Source organism: Lacticaseibacillus sp. YLM2-1 (assembly GCF_056583465.1).
In genome coordinates, this window is sequence record NZ_CM152617.1 from 923886 (window position 1) to 939245 (window position 15360).

Sequence of the window (15360 nt, forward strand, 5' to 3'; positions counted from 1 at the left end):
TTTTATCAGGGCTAGCTTTTGGGTAATTGATAAAAGTTTGCGATAAATTACTTCACTAACGTATCGCTTCGCTGAGTGCGCTCCGAAGCAATGCGTTTTTTTCTTGCTTATTTTTACAAATTGACCTGTCCACAAGGCCTGTTCGTGCAAGTTAAATGTGCTAAACTTAAACCACTTGCGTTGAAGGGAAGATAACATGGCGAATCACATTGTTTTATTTGAACCGCTGATTCCGGCAAATACCGGGAACATTGCCAGAACCTGTGCAGCAACGAATAGCTATTTGCATCTCATCAAGCCACTGGGATTTGAGACAGATGATAAGCATCTGCGTCGTGCAGGTCTGGATTATTGGCAACGCGTCCGGATCATCTATCATGATAGTCTGGATGACTTCATGGCAACCGTTAAGGAACCGCAACACCTTTACCTTATTACTAAGTTTGCTGATCAGACATACTCAGACCGAGATTATGCCGACATTGATCAGGATCATTATTTCCTTTTTGGCAAAGAGACGACGGGACTACCGGAAGGCTTCATGCGCGATCATGCCGATCAGTGCTTACGTATTCCCATGACTGACAACGTCCGCGCGTTGAACTTGTCAAATTGCGCAGCATTGGTCATTTATGAAGCTTTACGCCAGCAGCATTTTGCAGGACTTGAAACATCACATACGTACGAGCACGACAAATTAAAGTAACCCAACAATAGAAGTGTGCGAGCTGGCTCGAGTAGAAACTGGCATGTGAATGGCTTTGACCGTTATGGAAAAGGACGCTTACAAGAAGGTTTCTCGGTTGGCAAGCGCGTTTAGGAGGCTGTATTTATGGAAACAAAACGTTACCCTATCGCGGTTGAATCTTTTCACTATGATTTGGTTAAGCAAGGAACACCGGTTAAGAACGACTTGCAAGTTGCCATGCGCCAGATTGAATGGTCAGATCCCGCTAAACAAGATGAGTTGAAAAAAGGCAATCTTTTTCAGATGATGATTCCATTTGACGTTGTCCCTGACGATGCCGGTTTTGAGATTTCTGGCAAAATTACCCAGATCGTGCAGGTTTTGGATTATTTTGGTGAGGCAAATGAATTGCCGCAAGCCGAACTTGGCAAACTAAGCCGGCCATTGGTTGAAACCATTGAAACGTTGACTTACCAAGTGACCGCAGTTGCCTTGGATCAAGGGGTTAACCTTCAGTTTGGTGCCAGTGATGAACAACCGGGCCAAACAAAATAAGACAAAGTTGAGTCATGATGAAAGGCGGCCGTTATCAGCCGCTTTTTTGATGAGCGCGAATGCATTCTGACGACAGGCGTTGTCTTTTAGCTCAATGATCGCTGAATCATCATGGCTTTTTATTTGCGAGTTCAGCTCGTGTATAATAGGCGGGTATGAAAGGAGCATCACGATGGCACAGAAACGCAGCGGACGCAAAAGCCCGCGCAGAAAACGACCTACCAAACAACAACAGCACACCCTTAGTTGGGTCGGTGCGTTATTTGTGGTGTTCGCCAGCTTGGCATTTTTCCGGTTAGGCATTGTCGGAACCGTGTTTGCTAATGTTTTCCGATTGGTTGTTGGTGATAGCTTTCTAGTTGTCAGCGCAGGGATGATCCTGATGGGGATTTGGTTTCTCTTCGCAGATCGATTGCCGAAATTGGCACGGCATGTGTGGGTTGGTCTGGCAATTATCTTAATTTGTGCCTTGGTACTGTTAAGCGCAGGCACCATGACCACATTGAATGTGCACAGTCATTATTTGTTGGCGACCTGGCGCCTACTTCAAAATGATTTCGGCCTAATGACGACGGCCTCTAGTGTTGGCGGGGGATTGATCGGGGCGGGGTTGTATGCGTTACTTGCCCCTTTACTAAGCAGCATCGGTGCAACGATTCTTGCATGGCTAGGCATCGTTGTTGGCACATTAGCTTTTCTAGGTGTGGGTGCGAATCAGGTTTTTAATTGGTTGCAGCGGTGTGGGCAAGCTTGTAAACATGGCGTGATGCAGGTACAAGCAGCCGTGGCGGCTATGAAAAAAGAGCGCGCGCAAAAAGCGGCTGCCCAGCAGAAAAAAACCGTTTCTGCGAAGCCACAGACAACTACGCCGGTTACCGAAAACGAAGCACCCAGTGAAACACCTGATCACCAGGATGATTTCACGATTAACGGGCCGGCACCGGTTCACGAATCGACGCAACCGGCTCCCTTGCCACGCACAGAACCTAAGCCGCAGTCAGCTACGACTGCGCCACAACCTGAGCCTAGTGAAGCGGCATCTGGACTTGATGCAGACGATCCTTCCACGAATTATCAGTTGCCTGATCTTGACATGCTGACAACGATTCCGCCAGTTGATCAAAGTGCTGAATACAAGGCGATCAAAACAAATCGGGTTAAACTAAAAGAAACCTTTGAAAGTTTTGGGGTTCATGTTGCGGTTAAAAGTGCCACACTTGGACCATCGATTACCCAATACGAGATTCAGCCAGCGGTCGGCGTTAAGGTTTCAAAGATTGTCAATCTTTCGGACGATCTGGCCTTAGCTTTGGCAGCAAAGGATATCCGAATCGAAGCACCGATTCCTGGTAAATCATTGATTGGGATTGAAGTGCCAAATCAACACATTGCAACGGTCGGCTTCAAACAAGTCATGGCAGAAACGCCGAAGTCGCCTGATCGCCCATTAGTCTTACCATTGGGTCGCGATGTGAACGGCAAAGTCGTGACTTTTGATTTGACAAAAATGCCGCACTTGCTGATTGCCGGCGCCACCGGTTCTGGTAAATCAGTCATGATCAACGTCATTTTAACTAGCATTTTAATGCGAACGAAGCCAAGTGATGTTCGCTTAATGTTGATAGATCCTAAACGGGTTGAATTGTCGGTATACAACGGCGTGCCGCATCTATTAACGCCGGTTGTGACAGAAGCTAAACGGGCGCCAAGTGCGCTGAACAAGATTTTAACGGCCATGGATGAGCGGTATCAACGTTTTGCTGCGGCTGGCGTGCGGAATATGACCGAATTTAATCAAAAGGTGGCGGCTGATCCGACAAGCGGCCAACAAAAGATGCCGTATATTGTCGTGATCATAGATGAGTTGAGTGATTTGATGATGGTGGCAGGTAACGAAATTGAAACTGCCATCGTCCGCTTGGCTCAAATGGCACGAGCGGCTGGTATTCACGTCATCATTGCGACACAACGGCCGTCTGTGGATGTCATCACTGGGCTAATGAAAGCGAATATTCCCTCGCGGATTGCTTTTGCAACGTCTAGTGGCATCGATTCACGAACTATTTTAGACAGTAACGGTGCCGAAAAACTTCTAGGTCGCGGCGACATGCTCTTTTCACCAATTGGGGCATCTAAACCGATGCGAATTCAAGGCGCCTTCATACCATCTGTGGACGTTGAGCGAGTTGTTAAGGAAATTACTGACCAAGTTTCACCTGCATATGTGGAGAGCATGACGCCAACGGAAAATACGGAGGCTGAGAAACCCGGTGATTCAGAGGATGAGCTATATGATGATGCGAAGGCGTTTGTCATTTCACAGCAGAGTGCCTCGACGTCAATGCTGCAAAGACGCTTCCGAATTGGTTACAATCGAGCGGCGCGCTTGATTGATGATCTTGAAGCCAATCAAATTGTTGGGCCAAGTGAAGGCAGCAAACCGCGCAAAGTCTTTGTGACGCCAGAACAAGTAACGAATGGTACGCCATCATAAGGAGTTTTATGCGAAAAGAAATGAAACCGGGTGTTTGGTTGATTGTCTTGCCGACAACGCAATTTAAAACCACCCGCATCAATGTGCAATTTTTAGCACCGTTGCAACGGGCAACAGTGACTAAACGAACATTATTAACAAGCCTGTTAGAAACGAATAGCGCTGTCTATCCGACGCAAGCAGCTTTGTCAGCACATCTCGAGTCGCTCTATGGCGCTAATTTCAGTATTGGCGTGGCCCGTGAAGGCAAGTTGCATCGAATTGGCGTGACGATGAGTACCGTGGATGATCGGTTTACCGATACGCCTTTATTGCCTCAAGCAGCGGCCTTCTTACGCACCATCTTGTTTGAACCCAACATGCAGGCGGGTAGTTTTGACGAAGCCACTTTTGCGCGGGAAAAGGAGAATTTGGATCATTATTTAGCCAGTCTAGATGATGATCGCCAAACCCAAGCGGCGCTGGGAGTGCAGCAACTATATTTTGGAACCGATCAGGATCAGGCTATTCCGAGTTTTGGGACGCGGGAAGATCTTGCATCGCTGACGGCGTCCAGTTTGGCTACTTACTATCAAGAAATGATGCAGCATGATCAGGTCGTCATCACGGTGTTAGGAGATGTTGATCCTGAGCAAGTGGCAGCATTATTTGCTGATTGGCCACTTGATGCTCGGTCACAAACCGTACCAGCAGTGGCGTTTGATTTGCCGACGCATCCAGATGTGCTGACCCAAACAACCAAGGTGAATGCGCAACAGGCCAAGTTTGACTTGGCTTATCATGTTGAAACTGATTTGATGGGACCCAAATATGCAGCAACATTGGTGGCAGAGGAATTATTTGGCGGCTCAAGCTTGTCACTTCTATTCACCAATGTCCGCGAGAAGGCTAGTTTGGCTTATTATGCGAGCTCCATGTTCGATGCTTTTCGCGGCTTGATGCTGGTTCAAACCGGGATTGAAGGAAAAGATCGTCAGCAAGTTGCTGATCTTATTCGTGATCAGTTGGCGGCAGTGGTCAATGGCGATTTTTCTGACGCCCTATTGAAGGCCGTGAAGGACGGCATTTTGGATCATCAGCGTGCCGCCTATGACAGCCCACGGTTTTTGACAAACCAGGCGTTGTATCAGTTGTTAGTACCAGATGCGCCACAGAATTTTGATGAGTTTGCTCAGCGGATTAAGGCGGTTGATCGCCAAGCGGTTCAACAGGCCGCCGCAGATATGAAATTGCAGGCCACCTATTTCTTGACTGGGGAGGATAGCGAATGAAGACACAGTATTTTAGTGATGTCGATGAAACGGTGATCACGACCACGCTATCGAACGGGCTGCGATTGCAAGTTGTGCCTCGCCCGGCGTATCACAAAAGCTATGCGATCATGACAACCGATTATGGTTCGATTGATACGCAATTTGCACCAGATGGCAAACAGATGGTGACTTATCCGGCCGGAATTGCCCACTTTCTTGAGCACAAGCTATTTGAAAAGGAAGATCATGATGCCTTTGATCTTTTTGGTGAAACTGGGGCATCAGCAAATGCATTCACGAGTGCGACCAAAACGAGTTTTTTATTCTCTACAACAACGCAGCTGACGAAGAACTTACAGATTTTACTGGATTTTGTGCAAACGCCATTTTTTTCTAAGGCATCAGTTGCTAAGGAGCAAGGCATTATCGGGTCAGAAATTCAAATGTATCAGGATGATCCGGGGTGGCGCGGTTATGCTGGTTTGTTAGAAAACCTTTTTCCAAACCATCCGGCGCATGTTGATGTGGCTGGCACAGTGGCAAGTATTGCCCAAATCACACCGGAAATGTTGTATACGATTCATCGGGTTTTCTATCAACCAAGCAACATGACGTTGATTGTTGTGGGAAATATTGACGCTGATGCCATTATGGCTTTTGTTGCGGCTAATCAAGCAGCCAAACAGTTTCCGGCGCCACAGGCGATTGTGCGTGGCGTTCACGCGGATTTGCAGACGGATGATATCGTGCCATATCGCCAGTTGGAGATGCCAATTAGTCGCCCAAAGACGCTGGTCGGCATCAAAGGGCAGGTTGCGATTCCTACGACGGCTGAGGGCTGGCGGTACCAATTAACCATTCGGCTCTTGCTAGAAGTTCTGTTTGGCGATTCTTCCCAGTTATATCAAGATTGGTATGACCGAGGATTGATTGATGACTCATTTGATTTTGATTTTACGAACCAGCGCAGCTTTAGTTATGGCTTGGTCGGTGGTGATACCGATGATCCGCATGCATTAAGTGATGCGATCAAACATGTGTTGCTAAACGCAGCGACGCAGCCGGATTTGACCCGCGACCGGGTTGCTCTAATTAAGCGGGCGTCACTGGGTAAATACTACGCTGGCCTTAACGGACTGAATGGTGTGGCCAATCAGCTAAGTGCGTTGAGTTTTGGCCAGGCGAGTTTGTTTGATTTCCCCGAGATTTTGAGCAGCATCACGCTAGCGGATTTACAAGCTATGATTGATCAGGTTTTTCAGGCGAAAGCATTGACCGTTTTAGATATGATTCCGGAGGCAGATTGATGCGAGCAGCTTTGATTGTTGGTGCGTCGGGTGACATTGGCCAAGCGGTGGCTAAAAAGTTGGCCCACGATGGCTGGTCATTGTACCTGCACTATTTTGAACACGAACAAGTGGTTACCAGCCAAATTGCGACTTTTCAAGCGGCGTATCCGAATCAGGATTTTATTCCGTTACAGTATGATTTAACTGATGATCGTCATTTGGATGATTTGACGGCCCAGCTTTTTAGCTTGGACGCGGCCATTTTTGCGGCAGGGATGACGTATTATCATTTATTTAAAGATACAACCGTTTCTGAATTAACAACTTTGATGCGCGTGCATCTATTGACGCCGATGGCTCTTTTAACGAAGATCGAGCACAAATTAGCACAGTCCGGTCATGGCCGCGTTGTCTTTATCGGGTCTGTCTATGGTGGCGCAGGTTCAGCGATGGAAGTGGCCTATAGTACTGTCAAAGGCGCGCAAAGTGCCTTTGCAAAAGCCTATGCTCAGGAAGTGGCCAGTCTGGGCATCACGGTCAATGTGGTCGCGCCAGGTGCAGTGACAACAAAAATGAACACTAAAATGTTTGATCAAGCGACCTTGACCAAGGTTCGAGAGGAAATTCCTGCTGCACGATTTGCGACCCCACAAGATATTAGTTACTATGTGACTATGCTAGTTGCAAAAGATGCTGCTTATCTAACAGGACAAACTTTATATGTTACAGGTGGCTGGCGAATCTAGGAAACAAAGGATTTCTTAAGGCTTGCAGTTGGTTTTTCATGATATACTGAAAATGGTCAATAAAAAATAGCGGGTGAATAAAACTTATGGATGAAATTGGGCAAAAATTACGGGACGCCCGGATTCAAAAAGGCTATACGATTGATGATCTTCAACAGATCACCAAGATTCAAAAACGCTACCTGATCGCGATCGAAGAAGGTAATTTTGATGCGCTGCCAGGCGACTTTTATGTGCGTGCCTTTATTAAACAATATGCTGACACTGTCGGCCTTGATGGGGATGCGTTGCTGACGCAATTCCAGCAGGACATCCCGGAACCTCAACCCCAAGAGTATGCAGCACAATCAGTTGAAAATAAGACTCGGGCAACCCGCGCCGAAGAAGCGAGTCCGGTTAACCGTTTGCGGCGTTATTTACCGCAAATTGCGATTGCTGCAGTTGTTGTCGTGGCAGTCATTGTGATCTATGTCATCATGTTGGTTTACCAATCAGGACCCAAGCAAACGATCCCGACAGATTCAGAAAGTGTTGCGGTCTCATCGAAGCGTAGTACATCCAAGACTTCGAAATCGTCGACATCTTCGAAAACAAGCAAGACATCATCGGCTTCTAGTTCTTCGAAGACTGCGGAGAAGTCGTCCAAGAAGAGTACTAAAAAGAGTTCGAAATTGGACATTTCTGTAGCGGATGCCAATGGTGCTACTCAGGCAGTTACTTTAAAGAATCTGCCGAAGACGGGTAACAAGTTAACGCTTGGTGCAACCGGCGCCACTGCTTGGATTTCAGTGATTGTGAACGGCTCAACGACGTGGCAAGGTTCATTGACATCAGGTAATTCACAAGAAGTGACATTGCCAGACAACGTCACGACATTCCAAGTGCGGTCAGGCAATGCAACTGCGACCACCATCAAGCTCAATGGTCAGAGTGTTGATATCTCAAAGGGAACCAGCATCGTACGGACCATCACCTTCACGGCTGATGCAACAGAAAGCGAGGGTTCGCAAGAATGAATCTTCCGAATAAATTAACGCTCATCCGAATTTTTCTGATTCCTGTTTTCACGATCCTGCTGGCACTTGATTGGCCGGCTGGGTATCTGACACTTGCAGGAACTAAGGTCGCCTTGAGCTGGTTTATCGCGCTGATTATTTTTATTGTGGCCTCTTTAACCGACTTTGCTGACGGTCAAATTGCCCGACGCAAGCATTTGGTCACTAATTTCGGTAAATTTGCCGATCCACTGGCTGACAAACTGTTGGTTATGACTGCCTTCATCTTTCTGACGGCCAATGGTCAGATTCCAGCATGGGGAACCGCGATTATCCTGTGGCGTGAATTAGCCGTAACCGGATTACGCTTATTGCTTTCAAACGAAGGTGAAGTCTTAGCAGCGGCTTGGCCGGGAAAAATCAAAACAAACGCGCAAATGTTTGCCATTATTTTCTTGATGCTAAACAACGCATGGTTTAACAATATCAATGTGCCGTTTGCACTGATCCTGTTCTATATCGCCGTTTTCTTCACGATTTACTCAGGTGTCGAATACTTCTACAAAAACCGTGGTGTGTTCAAGGACTCATTCGGTTCAAGTCATCAATAATAAGTTATTCCAATACCCAGGCAGGTGCTTGGGTATTTTTGTAGAGCGCGAGCAGGAGCGATTAGAAACCGGAGTGTGAGTGGCCTTGAACGCAGGTTTCTGCGACTGCGAGCGCGTTTGCGAGCGCAGCGTGAAGTCGCCACTAACCTAAGCTGGGTGGGGAGCCCCACCAGCAAATACGGAGATCCCTATGTGCAAGCTTTTGGACCAGCAGGCTCGGTTGCGAGCAAAGCATGAATCAGCCAACAAAAATTGCACGCTAATCTTAGTAAAGATGTATCTAAGCACCATAGAGCTATTTAGTTGCAACTTTTTTTAAAAATGTCAGGTCAAGTACCTTAAAAAACGAATTCTATTGTTAGGTGGGAAAAGTATGCAAGCAGAGATTATTGCTGTCGGGACAGAGATCCTGATGGGACAGATTACTAACACAAATGGTGCCTATATGGCTAAGCAACTGACAGCAGTGGGTATTGATAGCTACCATCAACAGGTGGTGGGAGACAACGGTCCGCGACTTGAGGAGGCCATTAAGTTGGCGGAAAGTCGCAGTAATTTAGTTATTTTGATTGGCGGGTTAGGACCGACACCAGATGATCTGACCAAGCAAACATTGGCAGCGCACTTGAACCGCAAATTGGTTGAAGATCCTGACGCTATGGCTAAATTACAGGCGCGCGCCAAGCAACAGCAGCGGCCAATGACACCTAATAATCAATTACAGGCCATGTATCCGGAAGGCGCCGATATTTTGGTCAATCGGGTTGGCTTAGCGGTTGGTGCGTGGATCGTCAATGGGCAGCACACCTATGTCTTATTGCCGGGACCACCGAAGGAATTCGTTCCGATGGTTGATCATGAACTGCTGCCGCGGCTAGCAAAATGGAGCGGCCACGCGGAAGTTATGGTCAGCCGGGTCTTACGTTTCTTTGGCATTGGCGAATCGCAACTAGTGACAGATCTGGACGACTTGATTGCCAACCAAACCGATCCGACCATTGCAACTTATATCAAGGATCATGAGGTGACGGTGCGCGTCACTGCCAGTGGCGCTACCGAAAAAGACGCTGATGCAAAGTTAGAACCAATGGTCGGTGCCATCATGGATCGTGATGGTCAATATTTTTACGGCTACGGTGACGACAATAGTTTGGCAAAAGAGCTTGTGAAGACGCTTGCGGCAAATGATATGCAAATTACTGCAGCTGAGAGTTTGACTGCCGGCGCATTTCAAGCAGCGTTAGGCGATGTGCCGGGGGTATCCACTTATTTTAAGGGCGGTTTTGTCACTTACTCACTTGCAACAAAGGCCGCTTTTTTGGCAATTGATGCTCGCGAATTAGCGGCACACGGAGTTGTCAGCGCATTTACAGCCAAGGCGATGGCTGAACATGCTCGGCGTAAGGCAGCGGCGGATATAAGTGTCAGCTTTACCGGCGTTGCCGGTCCAGACACGCTGGAAGGACAGCCTGCTGGTACGGTTTGGATCGGTTTAGCGCGGCGCGGCCAACTGCCTGAAGCACATGTTTACCATTTTCCTGGCGGTCGCAATGATGTTCGGCAGCGTGCTGTGATGACTGGTATGATGCTTGCATTAAGGGCGCTGCAGGCCTAACAGAATCATTCTTTAACACGTTAATACGTCAGGTTTACGCAAGAGGAGGCGGCAAGATGGCAGGAGACGAACGCCAGAAAGCATTGGATGTTGCACTGAAAAAGATTGAAAAAAATTTTGGTAAAGGCGCGATTATGCGAATGGGTGCTAAGGCGGACACGCGCGTTTCCGTTGTCTCTAGCGGCTCACTTGCCGTTGATGATGCACTTGGTGTTGGGGGCTTTCCGCGCGGACGAATTGTCGAAATTTATGGACCGGAAAGTTCCGGCAAAACAACCGTCGCGCTGCATGCTGTTGCTGAAGTGCAGAAGCAAGGCGGTACTGCCGCCTATATTGATGCCGAGAATGCGATGGATCCCAAGTACGCAACTGCTTTGGGCGTCAATATTGACGAATTATTGCTCTCCCAGCCAGACACAGGCGAACAAGGGCTGGAGATTGCTGATGAACTAGTCGCGTCTGGTGCCATTGATATTGTGGTGATTGATTCAGTTGCTGCTTTGGTGCCGCGGGCTGAGATTGAGGGCGATATGGGGGATGCCCATGTTGGCTTGCAAGCCCGATTAATGTCACAGGCGTTACGTAAGTTATCCGGTTCCATCAATAAGACAAAAACGATTGCTTTATTCATTAATCAGATTCGTGAGAAAGTCGGGATCATTTTTGGGAGTCCGGAAACGACACCAGGTGGTCGTGCCTTGAAGTTTTATGCGACTGTTCGGTTAGAGATCCGGCGGTCGGAACAGATCAAGACAGGCGCAGATGTCGTCGGCAATCGCACTAAAATCAAAGTGGTCAAGAATAAGGTGGCACCGCCTTTTCGAACAGCAATTGTGGATATCATGTATGGCCAAGGCATTTCGCAAACTGGCGAACTTGTCGACATGGCCGTTGAGAGAGATATTGTTGAAAAAGCAGGGTCATGGTACGCGTATCAAGGTGAACGCATCGGCCAAGGTCGCGAAAACGCTAAGACATATCTTGATAACCACGCTGATCTTCAGCAGACGATTAAACAACAGGTTCGCGTGGCTTATGGTATGGCAGCCGCACCTGGTCGGGAGACGGCTTCGGTCAGTGAAGATCAACCCGAAATACCTCAACAGGCTGAAGTATGAATCATGAGTCAACTTGCTGTTGTCGGATGTGATGAGTCCGATGGCGCAAGTTTTTTTATCTGAGCGGTCTTAAAGAGATTTGATATATGTTTTATTTTTCTCAGTTCGTAAAAAGCATCACCCAGACTTAAGACTGCTTTAATGCTGGTTTTTAGGCGCCGCTATGCGCCTCCCGCTTCGGTTGACACCTTGCACCCTAGCACGTAAACTAATAGAGGTGTAATAATTTAAAAAAGCATCAAAGATTTTGATCAAAATTTGATTGAATCGCTTAGATGATGCGGAGGTGAAATGATGAGTTCAGTAACACTGGTCTCAATAACCCTCGCAGCAGTCATCGCTTTAGCGGTCGGTTTATTGATCGGATTTGCACTTCAAAAGAAGCTCCACCAGAACAATTTGGATCGAGCGACGCAGACAGCAGAAGGCATTATTGAGGCCGCTAAAAAAGAAGCAGCGACTTTAAAAAAAGAAAAACTGCTGGAAGCAAAAGACGAGAATCATCGCTATCGAACCCAACTTGAAGATGAATTGAAAGATCGGCGGACAGAAGTCCAGAAGTCGGAACATCGACTGAATCAGCGAGAGGATACTTTGGATCGGCGGGACGATACGCTAGATCGCAAGGAACAAAGTCTTGCTGACCGGGAAGCAAATTTGAACAAGCGGCAGCAACAGCTAGATGAACGTGAACAAGATATCTCTTCAGAAATCAGTAAACAGCACACAGAACTTGAACGGATCGCCGAGTTGACTCATGAACAGGCTCGGCAGCAGATTCTTGACCAGACACAATCAGAACTGACGCATGAACGCGCCGTGATGATCAAAGAAAGCGAAGATGAAGCTAAGGAAGCCGCGGATAAGAAAGCTAAAGTACTGATCGCCGATGCGATTCAGCGCAGCGCTTCTGACATCGTTGCCGAAACGACAGTGACCGTGGTGAACTTGCCAAATGACGACATGAAAGGCCGAATCATCGGCCGTGAAGGTCGAAATATTCGGACACTTGAGACTTTGACAGGTATCGATTTGATTATTGATGATACCCCACAAGCCGTTGTTTTGAGCGGCTTTGACCCAATTCGCCGGGAAATCGCGCGAATTGCTTTGGAAAAACTCATTCAAGATGGTCGGATCCATCCAGCACGAATTGAGGAAATGGTTGATAAGGCGCGCAAAGAAATGGACGACCGGATTCGTGAAATTGGTGAACAAGCCATTTTCGACGTCGGTATCCATAATATGCATCCCGATCTGATTAAGATTTTGGGCCGATTGCACTTCCGTACGAGTTACGGTCAGAACGTTCTGGATCATTCGATTCAGGTCGCCAAACTGACTGGTGTGATGGCTGCTGAATTAGGAGAAGATGTCACCTTAGCGAAACGCGCGGGGTTATTACATGATATAGGCAAGGCGCTTGACCATGAAGTTGACGGATCTCACGTTGAAATCGGGGTTGAGCTGGCAACGAAGTATAAGGAACCAAAGACGGTCATCAACGCCATTGCATCGCATCATGGTGACGTTGAACCAACCAGTGTCATTTCGGTACTGGTTGCCGCAGCAGATGCGATTTCAGCTGCCCGCCCAGGCGCGCGGTCGGAATCGCTTGAAAACTATCTTCATCGTTTGGAGAAACTAGAAGCAATCGCCAACAGTCATGCTGGCGTGGATCATAGTTTCGCTATTCAAGCAGGTCGAGAAGTCCGGGTCATCGTCCAACCGGAAAAGCTCTCTGATGATCAGAGCGTCATCTTGGCTCGTGATATTCGCAATGAAATTGAAAAAGAACTGGAGTATCCAGGCCATATCAAAGTCACCGTGATTCGGGAGACAAGGACTGTGGAATACGCCAAGTAAAAAACACAGTACCCACCAGCACAAAGTTGGTGGGTACTGTATTTTTTATGCTGTTTTAGTTCGGACGTTATTGTTAGACAGTTAGATGTCCTCTTAGAGCTTAGGCTTTGTTGGTAAAGGGACTTCGCGGTATTGACTGGCGCCAATGGTAGGCGAAAACTGTCCATTCAAGAAATCATTTAGGGCCGCGAGCGTCGCCTGCAAATGCTCATCATCTAGATACAGGGTGATGGTAACAGCGGTCCCGTAATCAGTGTTCGCAATTGACAAATGATTGGTTGTCAAAAAATGCTGAATTGGATCAAAGTCAGCGTAAGGAATGGTAAAAGTTACAGCTTTTTGTTTGATGCGCGCCACAATGCCGATGGTTTCGATCGCCGTGTTGGCATTGCCTGCATACGCCCGGATGAGTCCGCCAGCACCAAGTTTAATGCCGCCAAAGTAACGAGTTGTGACGGCTACCACATCACGCAAGTCATGCTGCAACAAAGCCTCCAGTGTTGGGGCACCGGCAGTTCCAGAAGGCTCGCCATTATCGCTTGCGCGTTGAATTTGATTGGTATCGCCAAGAACATAAGCAAAAACATTGTGGGTAGCTTTGGCGTTTTCCTTTGATACTTGCGCAATGACGGCCTTGGCATCGTCTTCATCCTTGATACGCGCAAGATGGGTGATGAAACGCGATTTTTTAATGGTATTTGTGTAGTTGCCGGTTTGTTGGATGGTAAGATATTGCTCTGACATGCGTAATCTCCTTATGAGGTGATCATGATGAATCTTGCTGGGGCACAATTGACAGAAAATGAACTGATGCGCTTAACCGTTTCTAATATAGCACAGGCCACATCACTGCCAGCGTTGATTCAAGAACACGGGCGCTGGTGTTGCCAACGTTGCGGTGATCGAAAGCCAGTTCAATTGCCTGATGGGCGGTTTTATTGTTCAGCTTGCGTGAGTTTAGGCCGCTTAACAAATCGTGATTTGCTTTACCGCTTTGAACAGCCGCACCGGCCTGTTGGCGACGGCTTATTAACGTGGCACGGGACATTGACGCCTGCCCAGCAAAAAGCGTCAACGGCTTTACAAACGAGTGTTACAGCAGGGGCTGATCATTTGATTTGGGCAGTGACAGGTGCTGGCAAAACCGAGATGCTTTTTCCGACCATTTCACAGATGGTACAACAAGGCAAGCGCGTGGCTATTGTTTCGCCGAGAATTGATGTTATTCGGGAGCTTGCGCCGCGACTGCGAACTGCCTTTGCAACCACGCCCATCGCCGTTCGATATGGCGGTCATTTTGATCAAACTGACAGTGATTTGGTGCTGGCCACCGTGCATCAATTATTACGATTTCATCGGGCTTTTGATCTGATTGTCGTTGATGAGGTCGATGCGTTTCCGATGGCGGGAACACCCATGCTCCATCGGGCTGTTCAAGGTGCCCGGCGTGGACCGGTTGTTTATTTAACGGCAACGCCGGATCGGCCATTGAAGGCGGCGATGCGTAAAGGGTTGATGGTCAGTCGATTGTTTCGTCGATTTCACGGGCACCCTTTGCCAGTTCCAGCGATTCGGTTGATGAATTTTAAAAAATTACCGTCCCAGTTGCCACCTGCCATCGTGAAGTGGGTGCGTGATGTCGTGGCGACAGGGCGGTCATGTTTGCTGTTTGTTCCTAAGATCAGCTGGGCGCCTCAAATTGCTGCGCTTGTTCAACGTAACGGGCTAAGGGTAGCTGGCGTTGCTAGCACGGACCGTCTACGGGCAGAGAAAATAACGGCTTTTCGTCAGCGGCAAATTCAGGTTTTAGTCACGACGACAATTTTGGAACGCGGCGTAACGGTGCCCAAGTGTGCGGTTGGGGTCGTGGCCGCAGCCGATCGGGCATTCACGGCCTCGGCGCTAGTACAGATCGCTGGTCGAGCCGGGCGGGCAGCCGATAGTGCCGACGATCCGGTTGTCTTTTTCACGGATCGCTATACGTTAGCATTGTTAGCGGCCAAACGTCAGATTGTCATGATGAATGGACGGTGATGGTGATGCGTTGTTGCGGGTGTGATCGCCATGTTGATCGTAGTCCGACATTGAAGGCGTTGTTAGCTGGCAGCAAGTTGATAGCACCCCGATTGT

The 15360-nt window shown here is 48.1% G+C and carries 13 protein-coding genes; 12 read left to right on the forward strand and 1 reads right to left on the reverse strand.

Features of this window, described 5'->3' with window-relative positions; all coding sequences use genetic code 11:
* Positions 1–196 precede the first annotated feature (196 nt).
* The 11 genes from trmL (at position 197) to rny (ending at position 13230) form a co-directional block, all read left to right on the forward strand.
* The gene (gene trmL, locus AC07KQ_RS04505) at positions 197–706 is read left to right on the forward strand and encodes a tRNA (uridine(34)/cytosine(34)/5-carboxymethylaminomethyluridine(34)-2'-O)-methyltransferase TrmL (RefSeq protein WP_003564157.1); all 510 of its coding nucleotides are present in this window, start codon (positions 197–199) and stop codon (positions 704–706) included.
* A 126-nt stretch (positions 707–832) separates the two neighbouring features.
* Positions 833–1243, forward strand: coding sequence for a DUF1149 family protein (locus AC07KQ_RS04510; RefSeq protein WP_003564159.1), 411 nt, complete (start codon positions 833–835; stop codon positions 1241–1243).
* Between the two features lie 172 nt (positions 1244–1415).
* The gene (locus AC07KQ_RS04515) at positions 1416–3737 is read left to right on the forward strand and encodes an FtsK/SpoIIIE family DNA translocase (RefSeq protein ID WP_480156621.1); all 2322 of its coding nucleotides are present in this window, start codon (positions 1416–1418) and stop codon (positions 3735–3737) included.
* Positions 3738–3745: 8 nt separating this feature from the next.
* Positions 3746–5008, forward strand: a complete 1263-nt coding sequence (gene yfmF, locus AC07KQ_RS04520; RefSeq protein ID WP_274991043.1) for an EF-P 5-aminopentanol modification-associated protein YfmF — start codon at positions 3746–3748, stop codon at positions 5006–5008.
* Positions 5005–6297 carry an EF-P 5-aminopentanol modification-associated protein YfmH gene (gene yfmH / locus AC07KQ_RS04525; RefSeq protein WP_004469407.1) on the forward strand — a complete coding sequence of 431 codons (1293 nt, stop codon included), beginning with the start codon at positions 5005–5007 and terminating at the stop codon, positions 6295–6297. The genes yfmF and yfmH overlap by 4 nt, the downstream gene beginning before the upstream one ends.
* The gene (gene ymfI, locus AC07KQ_RS04530) at positions 6297–7025 is read left to right on the forward strand and encodes an elongation factor P 5-aminopentanone reductase (RefSeq protein WP_013245560.1); all 729 of its coding nucleotides are present in this window, start codon (positions 6297–6299) and stop codon (positions 7023–7025) included. Before yfmH ends, ymfI begins: the two co-directional genes overlap by 1 nt.
* 86 nt (positions 7026–7111) lie before the next feature.
* The gene (locus AC07KQ_RS04535) at positions 7112–8041 is read left to right on the forward strand and encodes a helix-turn-helix domain-containing protein (RefSeq protein WP_003569516.1); all 930 of its coding nucleotides are present in this window, start codon (positions 7112–7114) and stop codon (positions 8039–8041) included.
* Entirely contained in the window at positions 8038–8631 is a 594-nt protein-coding gene (gene pgsA, locus AC07KQ_RS04540; RefSeq protein ID WP_003569518.1) for a CDP-diacylglycerol--glycerol-3-phosphate 3-phosphatidyltransferase, read from the forward strand. Before AC07KQ_RS04535 ends, pgsA begins: the two co-directional genes overlap by 4 nt.
* A 373-nt stretch (positions 8632–9004) precedes the next feature.
* Positions 9005–10246 carry a competence/damage-inducible protein A gene (locus tag AC07KQ_RS04545; RefSeq protein WP_013245561.1) on the forward strand — a complete coding sequence of 414 codons (1242 nt, stop codon included), beginning with the start codon at positions 9005–9007 and terminating at the stop codon, positions 10244–10246.
* Positions 10247–10302: 56 nt separating this feature from the next.
* A complete protein-coding gene (recA, locus tag AC07KQ_RS04550; protein ID WP_003587498.1) occupies positions 10303–11364 on the forward strand; it encodes a recombinase RecA in 1062 nt (353 codons plus the stop codon).
* A 294-nt stretch (positions 11365–11658) separates the two neighbouring features.
* On the forward strand, positions 11659–13230 hold the full coding sequence (rny, locus tag AC07KQ_RS04555; protein ID WP_003657913.1) for a ribonuclease Y: 1572 nt from the start codon (positions 11659–11661) through the stop codon (positions 13228–13230).
* A 93-nt stretch (positions 13231–13323) separates the two neighbouring features.
* On the opposite strand, the gene AC07KQ_RS04560 is transcribed toward rny, so the two are convergent.
* Positions 13324–13974, reverse strand: coding sequence for a YigZ family protein (locus AC07KQ_RS04560; RefSeq protein ID WP_003574282.1), 651 nt, complete (start codon positions 13972–13974; stop codon positions 13324–13326).
* Positions 13975–14001: 27 nt separating this feature from the next.
* Between AC07KQ_RS04560 and AC07KQ_RS04565 the strand changes: the two genes are divergently transcribed.
* Positions 14002–15264 carry a helicase-related protein gene (locus AC07KQ_RS04565; RefSeq protein ID WP_003598114.1) on the forward strand — a complete coding sequence of 421 codons (1263 nt, stop codon included), beginning with the start codon at positions 14002–14004 and terminating at the stop codon, positions 15262–15264.
* Positions 15265–15360: the final 96 nt, after the last annotated feature.